This is a genomic window from Nonomuraea sp. NPDC048901 (genome assembly GCF_040649695.1).
Taxonomy (GTDB): Bacteria; Actinomycetota; Actinomycetes; order Streptosporangiales; family Streptosporangiaceae; genus Nonomuraea.
Map to the genome: position 1 here is coordinate 1,008,297 of NZ_JBEZFW010000001.1, position 20,273 is coordinate 1,028,569.

At 69.7% G+C, this 20,273-nt stretch carries 20 protein-coding genes; 9 read left to right on the top strand and 11 right to left on the bottom strand.

What is annotated here, in order from left to right; translation table 11 throughout:
- Positions 1 to 47: 47 nt before the first annotated feature.
- The 3 genes from pdhA to AB0C30_RS04940 are packed head-to-tail and all read left to right on the top strand — an operon-like array spanning position 48 to position 3,671.
- Positions 48 to 1,139: a pyruvate dehydrogenase (acetyl-transferring) E1 component subunit alpha gene (pdhA, locus tag AB0C30_RS04930; protein WP_357939665.1), complete on the top strand. Its 1,092-nt coding sequence runs from the start codon at positions 48 to 50 to the stop codon at positions 1,137 to 1,139.
- A gap of 45 nt (positions 1,140 to 1,184) precedes the next feature.
- Positions 1,185 to 2,165 (top strand): alpha-ketoacid dehydrogenase subunit beta, encoded by a 981-nt coding sequence (locus AB0C30_RS04935; RefSeq protein WP_357939667.1) that lies wholly within the window; start codon positions 1,185 to 1,187, stop codon positions 2,163 to 2,165.
- Positions 2,166 to 2,177: 12 nt separating this feature from the next.
- Entirely contained in the window at positions 2,178 to 3,671 is a 1,494-nt protein-coding gene (locus AB0C30_RS04940) for a dihydrolipoamide acetyltransferase family protein (protein WP_357939669.1), read from the top strand.
- Here the strand turns inward: AB0C30_RS04940 and AB0C30_RS04945 are convergent.
- Genes AB0C30_RS04945 through AB0C30_RS04960 form a run of 4 tightly spaced genes read right to left on the bottom strand, consistent with a single transcriptional unit; the run spans position 3,668 to position 7,353 of the window.
- Positions 3,668 to 4,840 carry an adenylosuccinate synthetase gene (locus AB0C30_RS04945; protein WP_357939671.1) on the bottom strand — a complete coding sequence of 391 codons (1,173 nt, stop codon included), beginning with the start codon at positions 4,838 to 4,840 and terminating at the stop codon, positions 3,668 to 3,670. The genes AB0C30_RS04940 and AB0C30_RS04945 overlap by 4 nt on opposite strands.
- Positions 4,837 to 5,772, bottom strand: a complete 936-nt coding sequence (locus AB0C30_RS04950) for a hypothetical protein (protein ID WP_357939673.1) — start codon at positions 5,770 to 5,772, stop codon at positions 4,837 to 4,839. The genes AB0C30_RS04945 and AB0C30_RS04950 overlap by 4 nt, the downstream gene beginning before the upstream one ends.
- Before the next feature lie 10 nt (positions 5,773 to 5,782).
- Positions 5,783 to 6,625, bottom strand: coding sequence for a molecular chaperone DnaJ (locus AB0C30_RS04955; protein ID WP_357939675.1), 843 nt, complete (start codon positions 6,623 to 6,625; stop codon positions 5,783 to 5,785).
- On the bottom strand, positions 6,622 to 7,353 hold the full coding sequence (locus AB0C30_RS04960; protein ID WP_357939677.1) for an NUDIX hydrolase: 732 nt from the start codon (positions 7,351 to 7,353) through the stop codon (positions 6,622 to 6,624). The genes AB0C30_RS04955 and AB0C30_RS04960 overlap by 4 nt, the downstream gene beginning before the upstream one ends.
- 144 nt (positions 7,354 to 7,497) lie before the next feature.
- Between AB0C30_RS04960 and AB0C30_RS04965 the strand changes: the two genes are divergently transcribed.
- Positions 7,498 to 10,761 (top strand): carbohydrate-binding protein, encoded by a 3,264-nt coding sequence (locus tag AB0C30_RS04965; RefSeq protein WP_357939679.1) that lies wholly within the window; start codon positions 7,498 to 7,500, stop codon positions 10,759 to 10,761.
- Between the two features lie 4 nt (positions 10,762 to 10,765).
- Positions 10,766 to 11,059, top strand: a complete 294-nt coding sequence (locus AB0C30_RS04970; RefSeq protein WP_357939681.1) for a Dabb family protein — start codon at positions 10,766 to 10,768, stop codon at positions 11,057 to 11,059.
- Here AB0C30_RS04970 and AB0C30_RS04975 read toward each other — a convergent pair.
- Both AB0C30_RS04975 and AB0C30_RS04980 read right to left on the bottom strand, forming a co-directional pair.
- Entirely contained in the window at positions 11,022 to 12,029 is a 1,008-nt protein-coding gene (locus AB0C30_RS04975) for a CU044_5270 family protein (RefSeq protein WP_357939683.1), read from the bottom strand. The genes AB0C30_RS04970 and AB0C30_RS04975 overlap by 38 nt on opposite strands.
- Positions 12,026 to 12,562 carry an RNA polymerase sigma factor gene (locus AB0C30_RS04980; RefSeq protein WP_357939685.1) on the bottom strand — a complete coding sequence of 179 codons (537 nt, stop codon included), beginning with the start codon at positions 12,560 to 12,562 and terminating at the stop codon, positions 12,026 to 12,028. The genes AB0C30_RS04975 and AB0C30_RS04980 overlap by 4 nt, the downstream gene beginning before the upstream one ends.
- A 243-nt stretch (positions 12,563 to 12,805) precedes the next feature.
- On the opposite strand from AB0C30_RS04980, the gene AB0C30_RS04985 reads away from it, so the two are divergent.
- Positions 12,806 to 13,726, top strand: a complete 921-nt coding sequence (locus tag AB0C30_RS04985) for an NAD-dependent epimerase/dehydratase family protein (RefSeq protein WP_357939687.1) — start codon at positions 12,806 to 12,808, stop codon at positions 13,724 to 13,726.
- Here AB0C30_RS04985 and AB0C30_RS04990 read toward each other — a convergent pair.
- The 3 genes from AB0C30_RS04990 to AB0C30_RS05000 form a co-directional block, all read right to left on the bottom strand.
- A complete protein-coding gene (locus AB0C30_RS04990) occupies positions 13,723 to 13,947 on the bottom strand; it encodes a hypothetical protein (protein ID WP_225301634.1) in 225 nt (74 codons plus the stop codon). The two genes, AB0C30_RS04985 and AB0C30_RS04990, sit on opposite strands and share 4 nt — an antisense overlap.
- A 65-nt stretch (positions 13,948 to 14,012) precedes the next feature.
- On the bottom strand, positions 14,013 to 14,954 hold the full coding sequence (locus AB0C30_RS04995; protein WP_357939689.1) for an MBL fold metallo-hydrolase: 942 nt from the start codon (positions 14,952 to 14,954) through the stop codon (positions 14,013 to 14,015).
- A 106-nt stretch (positions 14,955 to 15,060) separates the two neighbouring features.
- A complete protein-coding gene (locus AB0C30_RS05000; protein ID WP_357939691.1) occupies positions 15,061 to 16,866 on the bottom strand; it encodes an acyl-CoA dehydrogenase in 1,806 nt (601 codons plus the stop codon).
- A gap of 91 nt (positions 16,867 to 16,957) precedes the next feature.
- Between AB0C30_RS05000 and AB0C30_RS05005 the strand changes: the two genes are divergently transcribed.
- A complete protein-coding gene (locus AB0C30_RS05005; protein WP_357939693.1) occupies positions 16,958 to 17,767 on the top strand; it encodes a methyltransferase domain-containing protein in 810 nt (269 codons plus the stop codon).
- A gap of 41 nt (positions 17,768 to 17,808) precedes the next feature.
- On the top strand, positions 17,809 to 18,726 hold the full coding sequence (locus AB0C30_RS05010) for a zinc-binding dehydrogenase (RefSeq protein WP_357939695.1): 918 nt from the start codon (positions 17,809 to 17,811) through the stop codon (positions 18,724 to 18,726).
- On the opposite strand, the gene AB0C30_RS05015 is transcribed toward AB0C30_RS05010, so the two are convergent.
- Entirely contained in the window at positions 18,692 to 19,141 is a 450-nt protein-coding gene (locus AB0C30_RS05015) for a hypothetical protein (protein ID WP_357939697.1), read from the bottom strand. The two genes, AB0C30_RS05010 and AB0C30_RS05015, sit on opposite strands and share 35 nt — an antisense overlap.
- Positions 19,142 to 19,236: 95 nt before the next feature.
- Between AB0C30_RS05015 and AB0C30_RS05020 the strand changes: the two genes are divergently transcribed.
- Positions 19,237 to 19,701, top strand: a complete 465-nt coding sequence (locus AB0C30_RS05020) for a GNAT family N-acetyltransferase (RefSeq protein WP_357939699.1) — start codon at positions 19,237 to 19,239, stop codon at positions 19,699 to 19,701.
- Here the strand turns inward: AB0C30_RS05020 and AB0C30_RS05025 are convergent.
- Entirely contained in the window at positions 19,674 to 20,222 is a 549-nt protein-coding gene (locus tag AB0C30_RS05025) for a PadR family transcriptional regulator (RefSeq protein WP_357939701.1), read from the bottom strand. The genes AB0C30_RS05020 and AB0C30_RS05025 overlap by 28 nt on opposite strands.
- Positions 20,223 to 20,273: the final 51 nt, after the last annotated feature.

Here is a 20,273-nt window from a genome sequence, read left to right on the forward strand (position 1 = left end):
AGGTGGCAACCCCATCGACCCCGGCCCTGACCGCACAGGAGTGGCACGTGACACTCGACGCCTCTCGTGGTGCACAAGCACCCCCGGAGCTCGTCCAGCTCCTCACCCCCGAGGGTGAGCGGGTCGAGCACCCCGACTACGACATCGACCTCAAACCCGAAGAGGTCCGGTCCCTCTACCGCGACCTCGTGCTCGTCCGGCGCGTCGACCTGGAGGCGGTCGCTCTGCAGCGGCAGGGCGAGCTCGGCATCTGGGCCTCGCTGCTCGGCCAGGAGGCCGCGCAGATCGGCTCTGGCCGCGCGCTGACCGACGCCGACATGGCCTTCCCCACCTACCGGGAGCACGGCGTGGCCTGGTGCCGCGACGTCGACCCGGTGAAGCTGCTCGGCCTGTTCCGCGGGGTGAACCATGGCGGGTGGGACCCCAAGGAGCACAACTTCCACCTCTACACGATCGTGATCGGCAGCCAGACCCTGCACGCCGTCGGCTACGCGATGGGCGTACAGCGCGACGACGCGAACGCGGCCGTCATCGCCTACTTCGGCGACGGCGCCAGCTCCCAGGGCGACGTGAACGAGTCGTTCGTCTGGGCCAGCGTGTTCAACGCGCCGATCGTGTTCTTCTGCCAGAACAACCAGTGGGCCATCTCCGAGCCCCTTGAGAAGCAGAGCCGCATTCCCCTCTACCGCAGGGCCTCCGGGTTCGGTTTCCCCGGCATCAGGGTCGACGGCAACGACGTGTTCGCCTGCCTCGCCGTGACCAGGCAGGCGCTCAAGAACGCCCGCGAAGGCCAAGGTCCAGTGCTCATCGAGGCGTTCACGTACCGGATGGGCGCCCACACCACCACGGACGACCCGACGCGCTACCGCGTGGCCAGCGAGCTGGAGGCGTGGAAGCTCAAGGATCCGATCGAGCGCGTCAAGGCGTACCTGTTCAAGAACGAGTTCGCCGACCAGGCGTTCTTCGACTCGGTCGAGGGCGAGGCCGACCAGCTCGGCGCCGACCTGCGCAGGCGCTGCCTGGCGATGCCCGACCCCGGGCCGCTCGCGATGTTCGAGCACGTCTACGCCGAGCCGCACGCGTTGATCGACGAGGAGCGCGCCCAATACGCCGCTTATCTGGAGGGCTTCAGTGAGTGAGCGAACCCCTGAGCGCCGCATGACCGTCGCGCCGAAGGAGGCGTCATGACCGTGCTCAGCCTGTCCAAGGCGCTCAACGAGGGCATGCGCAAGGCCATGGAGGACGACCCCAAGGTCCTCATCATGGGCGAGGACGTCGGCAAGCTCGGCGGCGTGTTCCGGGTCACCGACGGCCTGCAGAAGGACTTCGGCGAGGACCGGGTCATCGACACCCCGCTGGCCGAGTCGGGCATCATCGGCACCGCTATCGGCCTGGCGCTGCGCGGCTACCGGCCGGTGTGCGAGATCCAGTTCGACGGGTTCGTCTTCCCCGCGGCCGACCAGATCATCACTCAGCTGGCCAAGATGCCGATGCGCTCGCTCGGCGCGATCAAGCTGCCTGTCGTCGTACGCATCCCCTGCGGTGGCGGCATCGGCGCGGTCGAGCACCACAGCGAGTCGCCGGAGGCCTACTTCACGCACACCGCCGGGCTGCGCGTGGTCGCCTGCTCCAACCCGGCCGACGCGTACACGATGATCCAGCAGGCCATCCGCTGCGAAGACCCGGTCATCTTCTTCGAGCCCAAGCGCCGTTACTGGGAGAAGGCCGAGATCGACACCGTCGGCACCGACTGGTGGCTGCCTCTCGACCGCGGCCGGCAGGTGCGCCAGGGCACGGACATCACGTTGATCGCCTACGGCCCGATGGTGAAGACCTGCCTGGAGGCCGCCACGGCCGCCGAGGCCGACGGGCGTTCGGTCGAGGTCCTCGACCTGCGCTCGCTCAACCCGCTCGACGCGCCGCTGGTGATGGAGTCGGTACGCCGTACCGGCCGGGCCGTGGTGGTGCACGAGGCGCCGATCAACAGCGGTTTCGGCGCCGAGCTGGCGGCCAGGATCACCGAGCAGTGCTTCTACCAGCTGGAATCGCCGGTGCTGCGCGTCGGCGGCTTCTCCACGCCCTACCCGCCGTCGAAACTGGAGGAGCACTACCTGCCCGACCTCGACCGGGTGCTCGACGCCGTCGACCGCGCCTTCGGCTACTGAGGAGGGGGACTCATGCGACGTGAATTCAAGCTCCCCGACGTGGGCGAGGGTCTGACCGAGGCGGAGATCGTCCGCTGGCACGCCAAGCCCGGTGACACGGTCAAGGTCAACCAGATCGTGGTGGAGATCGAGACGGCCAAGTCCATCGTCGAACTGCCGATCCCCTGGGACGGCGTGGTCTCCGGGCTGATGGCCGACGAGGGCCAGACGGTCGACGTCGGCAGGCCCATCATCGCCGTCGACACGGACGAGCCGGACGACGGCTCCGGCAACGGGGCCAACCGGGTCAAGGCGGCTGAGGCCGGCGGGGCCAAAGCGGCTGACGCCGGTGCGGTCGGGACGGCGGACGCCGACCGGATCGAGGCGCTGGCCGACGACCTGGTCCCGCGCCCCCCGGCGGAGGGAGCCGTCGAACCCGGCGCCCACGGCAGCCCCGCCCCCAAGGAGGAACGCCAGGCGGTCCTGGTCGGCTACGGCGTCAAGACCGGCACCACCAAACGCCGCCCCCGCAAATCCCGCCCTGACGGGCCCGCCCAGTCAACCGTGGTCCCGGCCGCTCCCGAGCCGCCCGTGATCCCGGCCACCCCGGTCGCGAACCCGTCCCGCGTCGAGGTCACCGCGCCATCCGGCCCGGCGGCGCTACGGCGGGTCGCGGTCCTGGCCAAGCCACCGGTACGCAAGCTGGCCAAGGACCTGGGCGTGGACCTGACCACCCTGGCCGGCTCGGGCCCGAACGGCTCGATCACCAGGGACGACGTCCACGCAGCCGCGGAAGGGCCCGCGCCACGAGCGACCACGCAGCAGGGCGAGGAGGAGCGCATCCCGGTCAAGGGCGTCCGCAAGATGACCGCCCAAGCCATGGTGGCCAGCGCATTCACCGCCCCGCACGTCACCGAGTTCCTCCAGCTCGACGTCACCGAGACCATGGAGGCGGTCCGGCGCCTGCGTACGATCCCGGACTTCGCCGAGGTCAAGGTCTCGCCGCTGCTCCTGGTCGCCAAGGCCGTGCTCACGGCCGCCCGGCGCCATCCGATGATCAATTCCTCATGGGACGAGGCCGCTCAGGAGATCGTGGTCAAGCACTACGTCAACCTGGGCATCGCCGCCGCCACCCCGCGCGGCCTCGTCGTCCCCAACATCAAGTCCGCCCACGGGCTGTCCCTCCCCGAGCTGGCCGCCGAGCTGGGCCGGCTCACGGAGACCGCCAGGGCGGGCCGTACCCAACCGGCCGAAATGGCGGGTGGCACGATCACGATCACGAATGTGGGCGTGTTCGGCGTCGACACCGGCACGCCGATCCTCAACCCGGGTGAGGCCGCCATCCTCGCCTTCGGTCAGATCCGGGACATGCCGTGGGTGGTGGACGGCGAGCTCGCGGTACGCAAGGTGACGACGCTGGCGCTCTCCTTCGACCACCGGATCGTGGACGGTGAGCTGGGGTCGCTGTTCCTGCGCGACGTCGGCGCCATGCTGGAGGACCCACTCCGCATGCTCGCCTGGAGCTAATCAAGGGCGGGCGTGAGGACGCGCTTGTCGGCCGAGGTCGGGCCGTGTGACCCGACCCAGACGGGTGCGCCCAGAGCGTCCGCCACGGCCGCGGGCCAGTCGGTGACGGCGTCGCCGTACACCGGCTTGGCCCGCAGCAGCCGAGCGGTCCGCGTGGCGGGGTCGCCGAGCCGGAAGTCACCCCCCTCGTACGCGTGACACAGCCGCGAAACCGGCGCGTCCAGATGCGTCAGCGCCAGTGCGTCGACCCCGCCCGCCACCTCCACCGCGTATCGATGCGCCACGGCGTCGAAGTGCCCCACCCTGAACGGCCCCTGCCACGGCCCGGTGCCGTTGTGCGGCTCCGGCAGCTCCAGCGTGGGGTCCTCCGTGACCAGCGGCCCCGGCCCGTGCCGGGGAGTGTAGGTCCGCAGCACGCCCAGCCGCAGCGCCCCGGCCCCGCCGAGCAGCTCCAGCGCGTTCGCGAAGGTCGTGGTGCTCCAGGTCGTGTACGGATCGAACCCGTGGTTCTCGTCCAGCAGCACCCCCTGAGCTCCCTCGAACACCACCGGCCCCCGCCTGAGCAGCTCATCGGTGGAGTCCACCAGCCGCACCCGCGACGCGAACGCCCGATAGGCCGCCACGCAGTCCGCCACCGGCGGTCCGTCCACCCCCAGCGCCTCCCGCAGCAGGCCCAGCTTGCGGGTCAGCGTCGCGGGGGAGTCGCCCGCGCGCGGGGCGAGCGCGCCGTGCGACAGCGAGTACGCCATCGCCTCGCCGACGCCCATCCCGCACGACCCGTGCCGCTCCGCCCCGCGCGCCAGCTCGCGCCGCCGGCCCGCCTCGACGTGGTACGGCGTGGCCAGCAGGCAGTCCCGATGAACCGTGATCAGCCCGAACGGATCCGGCACGCCAAGTCGTTCCAGATGGGCGGCCTCGGCGGAGAGCGCCAGGGGATCGACCACCACGAACCTCGACAGATGCGTCGGCACCCCCCGCAGCGTCCCCGAGCCGAACTGCGCGAACGTGTGGTGCCGACCGTCCGGCAGCACCACGTTGTGCGCCGCCTGGGCGCCGCCGTTGAAGCGGATCACCGCGTGGACCGGCCGGGTGGCGCACAGCCAGTCCACGACGGTGCCCTTGCCCGCGTCGCCGTACCCGAGGTCGGCGACAATGACGTGTTCGGTCACGAGTCGAGCCCGTCGAGCGGCTCCGACACCACGAGCGTGCCGCGGTCCAGCTTGGCCAGCGCCTTCGACACCGAGGCGCCCGCGGCGGAGCCGAGCCCGGCCAGGTCGTCGAGGCCCTCGTCGAGACCGATGGCGTCCTCGCCGAGCCCGATCGTGAGCGCGATCGTCTCGCAGACCGCGTCGAGGTCGTCGAGCTCCAGCACGTTCTGGCCGAGCAGGTCGCGCCAGACACGCAGCACCCGCGCGTCGCCGGCGTAGCTGGAGCCGGCGGGCAGGATGTAGTAGACGTCGTACTTCTCGGTCAGCTCGGCGACGATCGCGGCCACGTCGATGTCGCGCGGGCGCGGGTCGCCGATCAGCTTGGCGACGGCCTTCCCGCTGACCCGCGGATAGGGCAGCTCGTCGCCGATGATGAACAAATATCCCCGCTTGCCGCGCTTGTCGTAGCAGTCGATCGAGGTGTGCCTGGCCATGAAGTACATGGCCAGCTCGTACGACTCCGACATCTGCCCGCCGCCCCCGCCCTCCAGCAGGATCTGCCCGAGCTGGTCGTCCATGCGGTTGTCCGACTCGAACTGCCCCACCTGGAGCGGCGCCCGGTCGCAGGTCGCGTCGCCGATGGCGCCGAACATGATCTGCGGGTCGGCCGCGTACCCCTTGCGCAGCAGCAGCCCGAGCAGGTCGGGCAGCTTGGCCTGCAGCGTACGCGGGACGTGGCCCATCGAGCCGGTCACGTCGAAGAGCACGGCGACGGCCAGCGAGTCCGGGTGCTCGTCGGAGTCGCGGCTCTCCCGCGTGACGCCGAACGGGTCGAGGTCGGGGTGGGTGGTGGAGGCGCCGCCGTCGCTGTAGGCGAAGGCGCTGGCGCCGGTGGCGGCCCGGTAGCGGGCGGCCGAGCTGTAGACGTCGGTGGACCAGATTCCGCTGCCCATGATGTTCTCCCTAGAGGTGAAGGGGCCGGTAGGTACGCGGTCCGTAAAGGTCTTCGAGGAGCTCGTCGAGCTCGCCGAGCAGTGCCCACGCGTCGGCGGGCGGGCGCAGCAGGCAGCCGCGGACGAAGGCGCGCATCGTGCGGGGGTGCTCGCCGAGCAGCCCGGCGACGCATCGGGTGACGCCCAGGACGTCGTCCGACGCGTCGGAGAGCTGTGATCGGCACCAGTCGACGAGGACGAGCCCGTGGTCGAGAGGGTGGACGAGTACGTGGCGGGGGAGCACGGCGCCGTGCGTGACACCGGCCCGGTGCGCCAGGCCGGTGGCCACCAGCAGCCGCCGCCAGATCCAGGCCACGTCCCGGGGGTCAAGGCCGGTGCCGATCCGGGTCAGGGGGACGAAGCCGCCGGGTGCCCGGCTGAGGACGTTCGCCTGCCGCACGGCCCGCCCGGCTTTATGCCGAAATTTCGCGACAAGGCGGGGGACGTACGGCAGGAAACGCGGGTCCGCGTCCGAGGCGAGCCGGGTGAGTGCGGCGGCCTCCCGCACCAGCAGGTGGTTGTCGGCCGGGTCGCGCGGCAGCTTCAGCAGCGCGTCACCGTCCGCCGGATACAGGACAGCGGTGCCACCCCGATGCAGCGGCGGCCCGATCCGGTACGGCCCGACCTGCCGGCCCCGGTTGAAGTCGGACCACAACTCGGCCAACCTGGCGAACGCCGCAGCGGTCCCGGGAGACAGGTCCGGGTGGAGTAACCGGGCATAACGCCGGTAGACCCGCGCAGGGGAGTCGCCCGTGAAGAGGTCGGCGGCCGAACGCGCCCCTGTGACGATCGCCGCCGCCTCCTCTGCGTTCACCGGATCTCGTCCTCCCGCGAGGGCCGCAGCAGGGCGGGGTGCAGCAGCCGGGCGTCGCCCGCGCGGTACAGCTTGGCCCGCGGCCCGCCCCTGGGCCCGCCGGTCTGCGTGGTCTCTCCGGTGCCCTCCACGAACCCCGGCACCGACAGCACCTTCCGGTGGAAGTTGCCCGCGTGCAGCGGGGTGCCCCAGACGCTCTCGTAGATCAGCCGCAGCTCGGAGATCGTGAACGTGCCGCCCGCGAACGCCGTGGCCAGCGGGGTGTATTCGAGCTTCGACCGGGCCCGCTCCACCCCGTCGGCCAGGATGCGCTGATGGTCGAAGGCCAGCCGAGGCACGTCGTCGACCGGATGCCACACGGCCGCCGCCGCGTCGGTGCCCGCCCGGGGATCGGGCAGGTCGGGGGCGAAGGCCAGGTACGAGATCGACACCACCCGCATCCGCGGATCCCGGCCGGGACCGCCGTAGCTGGCCAGCTGCTCGATGTGCGCGGGCGCGGTGTCCAGTCCGGTCTCCTCGGCCAGCTCGCGCACCGCCGCCCCCGCCAGGTCCTCGTCGGGCCTGATGAAGCCGCCGGGCAGCGCCCAGGCGCCCTCGTACGGCTCGACGCCGCGCTCCACGATCAGCACGTGCAGCCGCCGGTCGCGGATGGTCAGCGCCACCACGTCGACCGTCACCGCGACCGGTGGATAGCGCCGCGGGTCGTAGCCGGCCAGGAACTCTTCCATCGACAGGTCCTTCTCAAGCTGAGTAAATCTCCATTTGAGAATAACCAGCCATCGCCACGATGTCCAGAAATTTGGGCATTTACGAGATCGCGTTTAGTTGTTAAGAAGGTTTATTAACAAACTCCATCGGCCTTGCGAGGACCCATGGCGCGCTCCCGGCTCATCCTCATCCTGCTCTGGACCTGCACTTTGCTGGTCAGCGCTGGAGGTGTCGCCCTGGCCGCCCCAGCGGCGACGGCCTCCTCGACAGCTCTCCCCGGCTACAAGATCCAGTCATCCGCCAAGGTGTCGGACTCCGGCGCCGCGATCTCCACTCCCGGCTACGCGGCCTCCGGCTGGTATCCGGTCGGCCCGCGCTCGACCGTCCTGGCCGGCCTGCTGGAGAACAACGTCTACTCCGACCCGTTCTTCTCCACGAACATGCAGTCGATCCCGACCGCCGACTTCGACGTGCCCTGGTGGTACCGCTCGGACTTCACGCTCGGCTCGGAGACCGGGTTACGCACGTTCATCGACATCAGCGGCGTGATGTCGAGCGCCGACGTGTGGGTCAACGGGAGCCAGGTGGCCACGGCCGCCCAGATCGCCGGCGCCTACACCCGGAACGAGCGCGACATCACCGCGCTGGTCCACTCAGGCACCAACTCGGTGGCCTTCCGCGTCAACGCCAACAACCCCAACAACCACCTGACGATCGGCTGGATCGACTGGGTGCAGGTCCCGCGCGACGACAACACGGGCATCTTCCGTGACGTGCTGATCAGGCGCAGCGCCGACGTCTCCCTGCGCGACGCGCACGTGATCACCAACCTGGCCGTCCCGGCGCTCGACCGCGCCGACCTGACGATCAAGGCCGATGTACGCAACGGCACGGGCAGCGCGGTGACCACCACGGTCAGCGGCACGATCGGCTCGCTCACCTTCTCCCAGAACGTCTCGTTAGCCGCGAACGAGACGAAACGGATCACGTTCAATCAGACGCTGACCAACCCGCAGGTCTGGTGGCCGTACCAGATGGGCGCCCAGCCCCTCTACGACCTCAACCTGACCGCGACCGTCGCCGGCGCGGTGAGCGACTCGCTGACCCAGCGCTTCGGCGTCCGCAAGGTGGAGTCGGGCAAGAACACCAGCGGCCGTCGCTTCTACAAGATCAACGGCCGGTCGATCCTGATCAGGGGCGGCGGCTGGTCGCCGGACATCTTCCTGCGCAAGGACCTGCGCTACCTCGAAGACAAGATCCGCTACGTCAAGGACCTCGGCCTGAACACCATCCGCATCGAGGGCCACCTGGACACCGACGAGCTCTACGACCTGGCCGACAAGTACGGCATCCTGACCATGCCCGGCTGGGAGTGCTGCAACAAGTGGGAGGGCTCGTTCGCCACGGCCGACTACCCCATCGCCAAGGCGTCGATGCAGGCGGAGGCCACTCGGCTGCGCAACCACCCCAGCGTGATCTCGTTCCTGATCGGCTCCGACAACCCGCCGACAGCCCAGAAGGAGACCAACTACCTCGACGCCCTGACGGCCGCCGAGTGGCCGCTGCCGATCGTCTCCGTGGCCTCGGACAAGTCCAGCCCGCAACTGGGCAACTCCGGCCTGAAGATGCCCGGCCCGTACGAGTGGGTGCCGCCGAACTACTGGTACAACAAGCGCGAAGGCGGCGCGTTCGGCTTCAACTCCGAGACCAGCGCGGGCCCGGACGTCCCGACGCTCGACTCGCTGAAGCGGATGATGACCACCGCGCAGATCAACTCGCTCTGGCAGAGCCCGAGCGCGACGCAGTATCACCGCTCCCCGTCGAGCACGTTCAACAACCTGACGATCTACCACAACGCCCTCAGGGGCCGGTACGGCGTGCCGTCCAGCCTGGCCGACTACGTGAAGAAGGCGCAGCTCGCCCAGTACGAGGCGGTCCGCGCGCAGTTCGAGGCCTACGGCCGCAACTTCACCGACTCCAGCAACCCCTCGACCGGCGTCATCTACTGGATGCTCAACAGCGGCTGGTCGTCCCTGCACTGGCAGCTGTTCGACTACTACCTCGACCAGGGCGGCTCCTATTGGGGCGCGCGTGAGGCGAACAAACCGCTGCACGTGCAGTACTCCTACGACAACAAGTCCGTCGTCGTGGTCAACTCGGGCACCTCGGCCGCCTCGGGCCTGACGGTCAAGACCGACGTGTTCAACATGGACGGCACCTCGAAGTACACCAACACGGCCACTGTCACCGCCCCCGCCGACGGCGGCAAGGCCACCGCGGTCACCATCCCGTCGATCAGCGGCCTGTCCACGACCTACCTCGTACGGCTGAGCCTGCTGCGCGGCGGCGAGGAGATCGACCGCAACGTGTACGCGCTGTCCACCGCGAGCGACGTCATCGACTGGGACAACAACGACTGGTACTACGTGCCGACCACCAGTTACGCCAACCTGACCGGGCTCAACGGCCTGGCCCAGGCCCCGATCACCGCCACCGCCACCTCGCCGTCCCCCGGGAACGTGAGTGTGACGATCAAGAACACCGGCACGGGCGCGATCCCCGCGTTCATGCTCGACGCGCACGTCGTGGACGCGGCCGGCAAGCCGGTGCTGCCGATCCAGTGGTCGGACAACGCCATCAGCCTGTGGCCGGGCGAGTCCAAGACGCTGACCGCCACGTTCCGCGCCTCGGACCTGAGCGGCGCGGCGAGCGTCAGGGTCTCCGGCTGGAACACCGCGACGCTCACCGTCCCGGCCGGCCCGACCGGCCCGCCCGACACCGAGCAGCCCAGCTTGCCGGGCAACCTGCACAGCACCGCCAAGACGTCCTCAAGCGTCTCGCTGGCCTGGGACGCCTCGACCGACAACACCGGGGTGACCGGCTACGACGTCTACAACGGCTCGACCCTGGCCACCACCGTCACCGGCACGACGGCGACGGTCTCGGGACTGACGGCCGCCACGGCGTACACGTTCACGGTCAAGGCCCGCGACGCGGCCGGCAACACCTCGGACGCCTCGAACGCGGTGACCGAGACCACCGGCAGCGGCCCGGTCATCTACCAGGCCGAGGACGCGACGATCTCCCAGGGCGTGGTGGAGTCGAACCACGACGGCTACACGGGCACCGGGTTCGTGAACTACGACAACCTGACCGGCAGCTACGTCGAGTGGACGGTCAACGCCCCCGTAGCGGGACCGGTCACTCTGGAGCTGCGCTACGCCAACGGCACGACGGTGAACCGGCCGATGTCCATCACGGTCAACGGCGGCGCCGCAGTGACCCGCGACTTCAACGCCACTGGCAACTGGGACACCTGGCAGACCTCCACCCTCACCGTCACCCTCGCGCAAGGAGTCAACAAGATCAGAGCCACCGCCACGACGGCCAACGGTGGCCCGAACGCCGATCGGATCTCGATAGGCTGAGCTCATGATTCGCCACGTCGTGCTGTTCACCTGGACCGAGGACGCCACCGAGGAGCAGAAGGCCACGGTGGCCACCGAGTTGCGGAAACTGCCGGGGATCATCCCGGAGATCCGCGCTTACACGGCGGACGCCGACGCGGGCATCAACCAGGGCAACCACGAGTTCGCGGTGGTCGCCGACTTCGACAACGTCGACGACTACCTGGTGTACCGCGATCACCCTCAGCATCAGAAGGTGATCGCGGAGCACATCAAGCCCATCATCGCGAGCCGGGCCGCCGTTCAACTTTCTCTGTAGGCTGCTCGTCGGTCCACCCCAGCCGCTCGACCAGCAACGACTCGAACGTTCGGCCGATCGGGAACGTGGCCTGCTTGCCGTCCGACCGGAGCATCTTGCTCTGCACGGCCAGCAGGTCACCGCTGTCCCGGTCGATGATGATCTGCTGCTGCAGGGGGTCGCCGAGGAGCAGCGCGACCCCCGCGCGTCCCTCGTCGTCCTTGACTCCGTCGGTCACCTTCACCTGCGGCAGACCGGCGAGCATCCGGTAGACCGCCGCCCGCGTGCCCGGAGTGCTCGGAACGTCGAGGAGCAGCCACCTGCTTGCCGCCCAGAGCCAGGCCTCCTGAGTGTCGCGGCCGTCCGCGGGATACTGCTTCAGCAGCTCGGCCTTGAGCGCTTTGGCGTCGGTCGGCAGTTGCCCCACGGGCTCCAGCTTTTTCGGGTCAAAGGGGGTGAAGAACACCCGGCCGAGCGTGCAACCGCGAGTTGAATTGCAGAGCCGCAACGAGCCGGCCTCCTTCCACGCCCGCTTGTCGGCCGGCGTGAGCGGCACGGTGGTCACAGGCTTCAACTCGAGCCGGGTCTCCCCTTTCCGACTCACCCACAGCACCTCGCCGGTCCGCTGCTCGACGACATAAGCGGGCTTCCCCTTGCCGACCTGCCGCGACACCTGCCGCACCTCTCGCCGCCACCAGGCGCCCGTGCCCGGCGGCTGCGCGGCCAGTCGGTCCGCCGCCGCCGCGAGCACCGGGGGCACGTTCGAGGTGGCGGCCGTTTGGACCTCGCCCCCGCCCAGTCTGGGCACCACCACGAATCCGCCGACCAGCACCAGGGTCACGGCCGCCGCCGCGAGCGTCGCCCGGGACCAGCCGGGCAGCCGCCGGCGCGGGGGGCGGCCCATGAGCTGTGCCCGGATCCCCATCGTCCTGGCCGGATCGGCGGGCGGCATGTCCGGCATCACATCGTCGATGAGCTGGAACTCCTTCATCGCACCTCAACTCCCAGCGTGTCACGCAGCTTGGTCCTGGCCCGGCTCAGCCGGGAGGCGACGGTGCCGTTGGCGATGCCGAGCGCCGCGGCCACGTCGTCGTAGGTCAGCTCGCCGTAGGCGACGAGCAGCAGCACATCGCGCTCACCGCGCGACAGTTCGGCCAGCGCGGCCGAGAGCTTCTGTACGGTCACTCCGGCGGTAACCCGATCGGCGACCCGCTGGTCATGGCCGCCCTCGTCCGGCGGCGGGCCGGATCTGGCCAGCGCCCGATAGCGCCGGAGCTCGGCCCGCCGATGCTTGCCGACGAGATTGGTGGCGATGCCGTACAGCCAGGATCTGATGCCGCCTTTGGCGGCGTCGAAGCTGTCGCGGCGCCGGAAGGCGATGAGGAAGGTCTCGGCGGCGAGGTCCTCGGCGATGTCGAGGTCAAGGCGGCGGCCGATGTAGCGCCGGATCTCCTCGTAGTGCGCGTCGAAGACCGTGGCGAACCGCTCGGGATCGGCCACCGCTCCTTCAGGAGATGTGATCACGCAAGGGTCTCCCTTGCCGGGGAACAGGGACACCTGTGATTACCCGCTCCCGGGAGACCCTTCCATCAGATTGCCAAGCAACCCAAACGCCTGTTGACCGTGGCCGCACCCAAGCCCGCGACCTGCTGTTCCGCAGGACTCGTTGGATCGGCGACCTGAAATGAGAGCACTGCTCTTGACTCGGTCGCCAGTTTGAGAGAGCATTGATCTCGTAAGAGAGCGGCGCATCAAACGGAGGACATCATGGGCAAGCACGTCATCGCAGGAGCGGGACAAGTCGGCAAGCACCTCGCTGGGCACCTGCTCGCCCAGGGGCACCAGGTCGTCGTGATCACCAGGTCAGGCAAGGGCCCAGCCGGCGTCGAGTCCGTCGCGGCCGATCTCACCGACCGCGACCGGCTCACCCGGATCGTCAAGGGCGCTGACGCCCTCCACAACTGTGCGGGTCCCGCCTACCCCCGCTGGGCCCAGGACTGGCCGCCGCTGGCCTCCGCGTTGCTGGCCGCCGCCGAGGCCACCGGCGCGGTGCTCGTCACCGCCGGCAACCTCTACGCCTACGGACCCGTGACCACGCCGATGGTCGAGGATCTCCCCCTCGCCGCTCCCGGCGTCAAGGGCCGTGTCCGCGTCAAGATGTGGACCGACGCGCTGGCCGCGCACCAGGCCGGCCGTGCCCGTGTCACCGAGATCCGCAGTTCGGACTACTTCGGCCCGGGCGCCAGCGACCAGACGCCCGTCGGCACCCGTTTCGTGCCTTCGCTGCTCGCCGGCAAGAGCACCTCTTTCCTCGGCGACCCCGACCAGCCCCACTCGTGGACCTACCTGCCCGACGTGGCCGCCGCGATGGCCATCGCCGCCACCGACGAGCGCGCCTGGGGCCGCGCCTGGCACACCCCCAACAACACCGCGCTATCGGCCCGCGCGTTGGCCGGGCGGCTGTGCGAACTCGCCGGAGCGCCCGCGCCGCGCCTCAGCCGCCCCCCGGCGCCGATCCTGCTCGCACTCGAGCTGATCAACCCCGTCATCCGTGAGCTGAAAGAGACGCGCTACCAGTTCGACCGGCCGTTCGTCGTCGACTCCTCGGCGTTCGAGAACACCTTCGGCATGACCGCGACTCCGCTCGATGACGCCCTCAAGGCCACCATCGCCGCGGCGTCGAACTAGATTTCCGGCGGGTTGTTCTCGCGGTGCATCAGCTGGTGGTCAGAGGTGCGGCCCCGCTTCGGGGCCAGCACGATGCTCAGGACCACGCCCACCCCGCCGACGATCATGAAGATGACGCCGATCGTGTCCATGTGCACGCTCTGACCGAACACGTCCGGTTCGATGGCGAATCGCAGGATGGCGCCGAGCGTGAGGAAGAAGATGCTGACCCCGACACCCATGACGACCTCCAGGACGGCAAAGAACGCGTACGCCCTCGGTCATACCCGAGTATGCGCGATCACACTCAGGCGAGACAGGACAGTGGCTTCCCGTCATTGAAGGTGATCATGTCGACGACGGCGGCGACGAGGTCGATCGTGCCGCCACGGGGCAGTCCGTCCAGCTCGGCGTAGGCGCGGTGCAGGTTGCCGACGATGCGCTCTGGGTCCAGGAGCTCGCCCCACTCGCCCAGATCGGTCTCGCGGGCCGTCTCCAGGGGAGTCAGTCCCGCCGCCCGGCCGCGTTCGGCGGTCGCCAGCACGAACTCCAGGTAGCCCCGCACCGGGTCGAAGACCTCGGGCCCGCACACGTCGCCGTGTCCGGGCACGACCGTCTCCGCGCCCAGCTCCCTGAGCTGGTCGAGCGCCTCGATCGCGCCCGTCACCGACCCCATCAGCACGAACGGCGTGCCGCCGTTGAAGGCCAGATCACCCGCGAACAGCAGCCGCCGCTCCGGGATCCAGACATAGGAGTCGTTGGTCGTGTGCGCGGCGAAGCCGACGTGCCGCACCTCGCAGCGCAGGTCGTCGGAGTAGACCGTGACCCCGTCGGTGTAGGTGAGGAACGGCGCCACCGCCTCCAGATCGCCCCACTCCACGTCGGGCGACCAGGCGAACGTCCGGTAGTCGGGGATGCCCTCGGCCAGGATCAGCTCGCGGGTCCGTTCGTGGGCGACGATGGTGGCCTCGGGGAAGAGGTAGTTGCCGAAGGTGTGGTCGCCGTGGTGATGGGTGTTGATCAGCGTGGTGATCGGCCGGTCGGTGACCTCGGCGATGGCCTGCCGGTACGCCCGAGTACGGCGCTCGGTCGAGCAGGCGTCGATCGAGATCACGCCGCGCCGCCCGGCCAGGAAGCCGGTGTTGTTGATCCACCAGCTGCCGTCGGGCTGGATGTAGGCGAAGACGCCTGCCGAGACCTCTTCGACGCGAGGCGGGGCCAGCGGGTGATCGTGGGTGGACGCGCTCATGCCGCGAACGTACCCCGGCGGGCCGGACGGACTGTGCATTTCTCAGCAGAACGCCCGCTTCACAGTGAAGCGGGCGTTCAGCGGGAGGCGGCTGGTCTGTTCGGATTTAGAAGGCGTCCTCCGGCAGGTCCATCAGGTCCTGGCCGGTGGCGGTGAGCACCCGGCGCTCGGTGGCCAGGCGGGGCAGCACGGTCGTCGCGAAGAACGAGGCGGCGGCGACCTTGCCCTGGTAGAAGGCGTCCTCGCCGTCGGCGAGCCGGGTCAGCGCGATCTCGGCCTGGCGCAGCAGCAGCCAGCCGATCACCAGGTCGCCCAGGGCCAGCAGCAGCCTGGTCGTGTTGAGCCCGACCTTGTAGACCTCGCTCGGCGTCTCCAGCGCGCCCAGCGCCCAGCCGGCCATCGTGTCGCCCATGACCTTGATGTCGGCGGCGGCCTCGGCGAGCAGCTTGCGCTCCTCCTTGAGGCGGCCGTTACCGGCGTCGGAGGAGGCGAAGGCGTTGATCTCGGCCAGCAGCGAGCCGATCGCGGCGCCCTGGTTGCGCAGGATCTTGCGGAAGAACAGGTCCAGACCCTGGATCGCGGTGGTGCCCTCGTACAGGGAGTCGATCTTGGCGTCGCGGATGTACTGCTCGATCGGGTAGTCCTGCAGGTAGCCCGAGCCGCCGAGCGTCTGCAGGGACCGGGCGAGCAGCTCGTACGACCGCTCGGAGCCGACACCCTTGACCAGGGGCAGCAGCAGGTCGTTCATGTCACGCGCGTGCCGGTCTCCGGGATCCATCTGGATGGCGTCCTGGAAGGTGGCCGTGTAGAGCACCAGCGCGCGCATGCCCTCGACGTACGACTTCTGCAGCATCAGCTCGCGGCGTACGTCCGGGTGATGCGTGATCGGCACCCGGGGCGCGGACTTGTCGGCCATCCTGGTCAGATCGGCGCCCTGGGCGCGGCTCTTGGCGTACTCCAGGGCGTTCAGGTAGCCGGTGGACAGCGTGGCGATGGCCTTGGTGCCGACCATCATGCGGGCGTGCTCGATCACCATGAACATCTGCCTGATGCCCTCGTGCACCTCGCCGACCAGCCAGCCGATGGCCGGGTGCTTGTCGCCGAAGGTGAGCTCGCAGGTCGTGGAGACCTTCAGGCCCATCTTCTTCTCCACGTTGGTGACGTAGACGCCGTTGCGCTCGCCCAGCTCACCCGTCTCCAGGTCCACGTGGAACTTGGGCACCAGGAACATCGACAGGCCCTTGGTGCCGGGTCCGTGCCCCTCGGGGCGGGCCAGCACCAGGTGGAAGATGTTCTCGGCCATGTCGTGCTCGGCGCTGGTGATGAAGCGCTTGACGCCCTCGATGTGCCAGGTCCCGTCGGGCTGCCGGATCGCCTTGGCCCGGCCCGCGCCGACGTCGGAGCCCGCGTCGGGCTCGGTCAGCACCATGGTGGCGCCCCAGTCGCGCTCGATGGCCAGCTCGGCGAAGCGCTTCTGGTCTTCGGTGCCGACCTCCCACAGCGTGTAGGCGAAGTTGGGGCCGGCGGCGTACATGTAGAGGGCCGGGTTCGCGCCGAGGACCATCTCCGCGGTGGCCCAGGCCAGGCTCCGGGGGATGCCGGGGCCGCCCAGCTCGCGCGGCAGGTCGAGATGCGCCCAGCCGCCGTCGACCAGCGCCCGGAACGACTTCTTGACACCCTCCGGCACGGTGACCGAGCTCGTGGCGGCGTCGAAGACCGGCGGGTGGCGGTCGCCCTCCTCGAAGGAGTCGGCGAGCACGCCGGTGGCCAGTCTGTTGACCTCTTCCAGAATGCCGCGGGCCACCGATTCGTCGATGTCGGCATACGGCCCGGTGCCGAGGATCTCGCGTCGCCCGAACACCTCGAAGAGGTTGAACTCCAGGTCACGGACGTTGCTCTTGTAGTGGCCCATGAGTGTCGATCTCCTTGAACCGGGGGCGTTATGTACTGGCCAGTAACCTTACTCGAAATGCTACCCGCGAGTAACCGTGAATATGCGTGGCATGCTCATCTCCATGGACGCCGAAGAACTCGCCACTCGCTGGCGAGAGCGACTGGACTCCTGGGCCATCCCCGCCGAGATCATGGCCAAGGCGCCGGTCGATCCGTGGGGCCATCACCCGGCGCGCTTCGCCACGCGCACCGACAGGGCGCTCGCCGAGCCCGACGACGGGCCGACCGCGACGCACCTCATCGAGGCGCTGGACGAGGGCGCCACACTGCTCGACGTCGGCGCGGGCACCGGCGCCGCGTCACTGCCCTTGCACGACCGGTTCTCCATGCTGTACGCGGTCGACACCTCCGCCGCGATGCTCGACGAGCTCACCCTCAGGGCGGACAAGCTCGGCGTCCCGCTCACCGCGATCGAAGGCCGCTGGCCCGACATCGCGGACCAGGTGCCGGTCGCCGACGTGGTGGTCTCCGCCCACGTCATCTACAACGTGCCCGACCTGGCCGACTTCCTCCGCGCGCTGAACGACCACGCCAGGAGCCGCGTCGTCATCGAGCTCCCACATCGCCACCCCATGAGCTGGATGGCCCCGCTGTGGCAGCACTTCCACAACGTGGATCGCCCGGTCCGGCCGGTCGCCGAGGACTGCGTGGCACTGGCGGCCGCGCTCGGCTACCCCGTACGGGTCGAGGAGCGGGAGGCGCCGCTGGACCGATTCAACTCCCTGGAGGACCTGGCCGACAGCGTCTGCCAGCGCGCCTGCCTCGACCCCGCGCGCTCGGCGGAGGTCGGCGCGACGGCCCTGGAGCTGGGCATGTGGCCGCTCCCACGGGAGCGCTGGACCACGATCTGGTGGGACTGACCAGCTTGTCAGAATGATGTTCTATCGGGGACGCTGTCCGGATGAAGGCAGTCGTCTGCACCGCGTTCGGCAAGCCGGTCGAGCTCGTCGAGCGGCCCGATCCCGTCGCGGGTCCCGGCCAGGTGGTGGTCGAGGTCGAGGCGGCCGGGGTCAACTATGTCGACGGGCTGATGGTCGGCGGCACCTACCAGCTCAAGCCACAGCTGCCCTTCACTCCGGGGTACGAGGTGGCCGGGCGGCTGGCCGACGGCAGCAGGGTTCTCGCCATCACCGGGCTCGGCGGCTACGCCACACATGTCGTCATTTCAGAGGAGCAGGCCGTACCCCTGCCGGAGGGCCTCGATCCGCGGACCGCGGCGGTGTTCGCGCAGAGCTATTGCACGGCCATGTACGCGCTCAGGGAGCGCGCCGGGCTGCGGCACGGTGAGCGGGTGCTGGTGCTCGGCGCGGGCGGCGGGGTGGGACTGGCGGCCATCCAGGTGGCCAGGGCGCTGGGCGCCGCCGTGCTGGCGGCCGCCTCGACGCCGGACAAGCGCGAGCGCGCGGCGCGGGCCGGGGCCGACGAGGTCATCGGCTATGAGGGGCTGAAGGGCGCCGCCCGGCGCTGGGGCGTGGACGTGGTGGTGGATCCGGTGGGGGGCGAACTGTCCGAGGAGGCGCTGCGCTCGCTGCGCGAGGGCGGGCGGCTCCTGGTCGTCGGCTTCGCCGGGGGCGGCATCCCGCGGCTGCCCGCCAACCAGGTGCTGCTGCGTAATCGGGCGGTGGTGGGGGTGGATTGGGGCGCGTGGTCGATGAGCCACGCGGCCGCCAATCGGCTGATGCTCCAGGAGCTCCTCACGATGCCCGGGATCGACCCGGCACCACCGGAGGCCAGGCCCCTGGAGGAGGCCGGACGGGCCATGGACGACCTGATCAACCGCCGGGTCACTGGGAAGATCGTGCTCGTCCCTGCCTCGTGAGCGTCAGGACGCCGGCGATCACATAGACCAGGGCGCCATGCCAGACCGACTGGAACGCCGAGCCGAACACCCCCTCCCCGTCGAGTACGAGCTGCACCGGGTAGTCCAGGACCGCCGCGATGGCGGCCGGCAGCAGCGCGAACCTCCACGGGTGCTTCAGCGCCCACAGACGCGCCTGGCGGGTGACCCGGTCGCCCTCGTTCGGCTTGGACACCGCGCCGATGGCGGCGACCAGCGCGAACACGCTGATCCCCAGGCCGAGCGACCACACCAGGCCGGCGGAGTCGGTAAGCACACCCAGCCCGAAGCTGACCGCGGCCGTCGCGCCACCGCTGACGGCGGCGGTCTTCCAAGGGGCGCCACGCAGAGCGGCGCCGGACAGCGAGACCTCATCGCGTCGACTGATTTCGTTCATGTCCCCAGAGTGCCTTTCGACACCCCTTTATCGCATCGGGGACCTACCCTGAGCCCTCCCTGACTTGTCGGGCATGATTCGGGCATGATTCGGGCATGGACGAAACCTGGATTATCCGCCCGGCCAGTGCCGACGACGTGCCCGCCGTCGTGGCGATGCTGGCCGACGACCCGCTGGGCGCCAAGCGCGAGGGAGACCCGGCCGACGAGCGGTATCTGGCGGCCTTCGCCCGGATCGACGCCAACCCCTACGACGAGCTGATCGTCGCCGAGCGCGGTGGCAAGATCCTCGGGACCATGCAGCTCACCTACCTGGCCGGGCTCTCGCGGCTCGGGGCCGAGCGCTGTCAGATCGAGGCCGTCAGGGTCGACGCCTCGACCCGGGGTCAGGGCCTGGGCCGCGAGATGATGCTGTGGGCGATCGACCGGGCGCGGGCTCGGGGTTGTGCGATCGTCCAGCTCACCTCGGACAAGTCACGCACCGACGCGCACCGGTTCTACGACTCGCTCGGCTTCAATGCCTCGCACGAGGGTTACAAGCTGTCGCTGTCGCCCAGCTGATCGATCATCCATCTGCACCACTCGGCGCGGTGCCGCTCGTATCCCAGGCCGCACCGCAGTGTCGCGTAGTTGCCGAAGCGCGGATCGCCGAACGGCGGTGGGCCGCCGAACGCCGCCTCCTCCCGTTCGTACTCGGCCAGCCGCGCCTCGTGCGCGGCCAGCTGGTCGGCGAACATCCGCCTGACCAGCCCCGCCTCGGCCAGCCACGCCGCGTACGTCTTGAGCACCAGCTCATCCCGCTCGGGCCGCTCCTTCGGCGGCCGGGTCACCCACCCGCGCAGCTCCGCGGAGCCCTCGTCCGTCAGGTGGTAGACCTTTTTGTCCTGCGGCCCCGGCCCGCGTTCGGCCTCGTAGCCGACCAGGCCCGCGGCCCGCAGCTTCTGCAGCTCGGCGTGGATCTGGCTGTGCCCGGCGGTCCAGAAGAAGCCGATGGGCCGCCGCATGGCCGCGGCGATGTCGTATCCGGTGCGGTCGCCGCGAGCCAGCACGGCGAGGATCGCGAATCCCAGCGTTGAGGTCATGGTGCCGCCAAGGGTATTGTCACCCACGACTATGTCACTTCAGACATAGTG

Excerpts from the sequence above, each read along its gene's own strand:
- AB0C30_RS05025 (WP_357939701.1), bottom strand. The coding sequence starts at position 20,222 with ATGACCTCAACGCTGGGATTCGCGATCCTCGCCGTGCTGGCTCGCGGC.
- AB0C30_RS04965 (WP_357939679.1), top strand. The coding sequence starts at position 7,498 with ATGGCGCGCTCCCGGCTCATCCTCATCCTGCTCTGGACCTGCACTTTG.
- AB0C30_RS05005 (WP_357939693.1), top strand. The coding sequence starts at position 16,958 with ATGCTCATCTCCATGGACGCCGAAGAACTCGCCACTCGCTGGCGAGAG.
- AB0C30_RS05020 (WP_357939699.1), top strand. The coding sequence starts at position 19,237 with ATGGACGAAACCTGGATTATCCGCCCGGCCAGTGCCGACGACGTGCCC.
- AB0C30_RS04995 (WP_357939689.1), bottom strand. The coding sequence starts at position 14,954 with ATGAGCGCGTCCACCCACGATCACCCGCTGGCCCCGCCTCGCGTCGAA.
- AB0C30_RS04990 (WP_225301634.1), bottom strand. The coding sequence starts at position 13,947 with ATGGGTGTCGGGGTCAGCATCTTCTTCCTCACGCTCGGCGCCATCCTG.
- AB0C30_RS04960 (WP_357939677.1), bottom strand. The coding sequence starts at position 7,353 with ATGGAAGAGTTCCTGGCCGGCTACGACCCGCGGCGCTATCCACCGGTC.
- AB0C30_RS04970 (WP_357939681.1), top strand. The coding sequence starts at position 10,766 with ATGATTCGCCACGTCGTGCTGTTCACCTGGACCGAGGACGCCACCGAG.
- AB0C30_RS04940 (WP_357939669.1), top strand. The coding sequence starts at position 2,178 with ATGCGACGTGAATTCAAGCTCCCCGACGTGGGCGAGGGTCTGACCGAG.
- AB0C30_RS05015 (WP_357939697.1), bottom strand. The coding sequence starts at position 19,141 with ATGAACGAAATCAGTCGACGCGATGAGGTCTCGCTGTCCGGCGCCGCT.
- AB0C30_RS04950 (WP_357939673.1), bottom strand. The coding sequence starts at position 5,772 with ATGGGCAGCGGAATCTGGTCCACCGACGTCTACAGCTCGGCCGCCCGC.
- AB0C30_RS05010 (WP_357939695.1), top strand. The coding sequence starts at position 17,809 with ATGAAGGCAGTCGTCTGCACCGCGTTCGGCAAGCCGGTCGAGCTCGTC.
- AB0C30_RS04985 (WP_357939687.1), top strand. The coding sequence starts at position 12,806 with ATGGGCAAGCACGTCATCGCAGGAGCGGGACAAGTCGGCAAGCACCTC.
- AB0C30_RS04975 (WP_357939683.1), bottom strand. The coding sequence starts at position 12,029 with ATGAAGGAGTTCCAGCTCATCGACGATGTGATGCCGGACATGCCGCCC.
- AB0C30_RS05000 (WP_357939691.1), bottom strand. The coding sequence starts at position 16,866 with ATGGGCCACTACAAGAGCAACGTCCGTGACCTGGAGTTCAACCTCTTC.
- AB0C30_RS04935 (WP_357939667.1), top strand. The coding sequence starts at position 1,185 with ATGACCGTGCTCAGCCTGTCCAAGGCGCTCAACGAGGGCATGCGCAAG.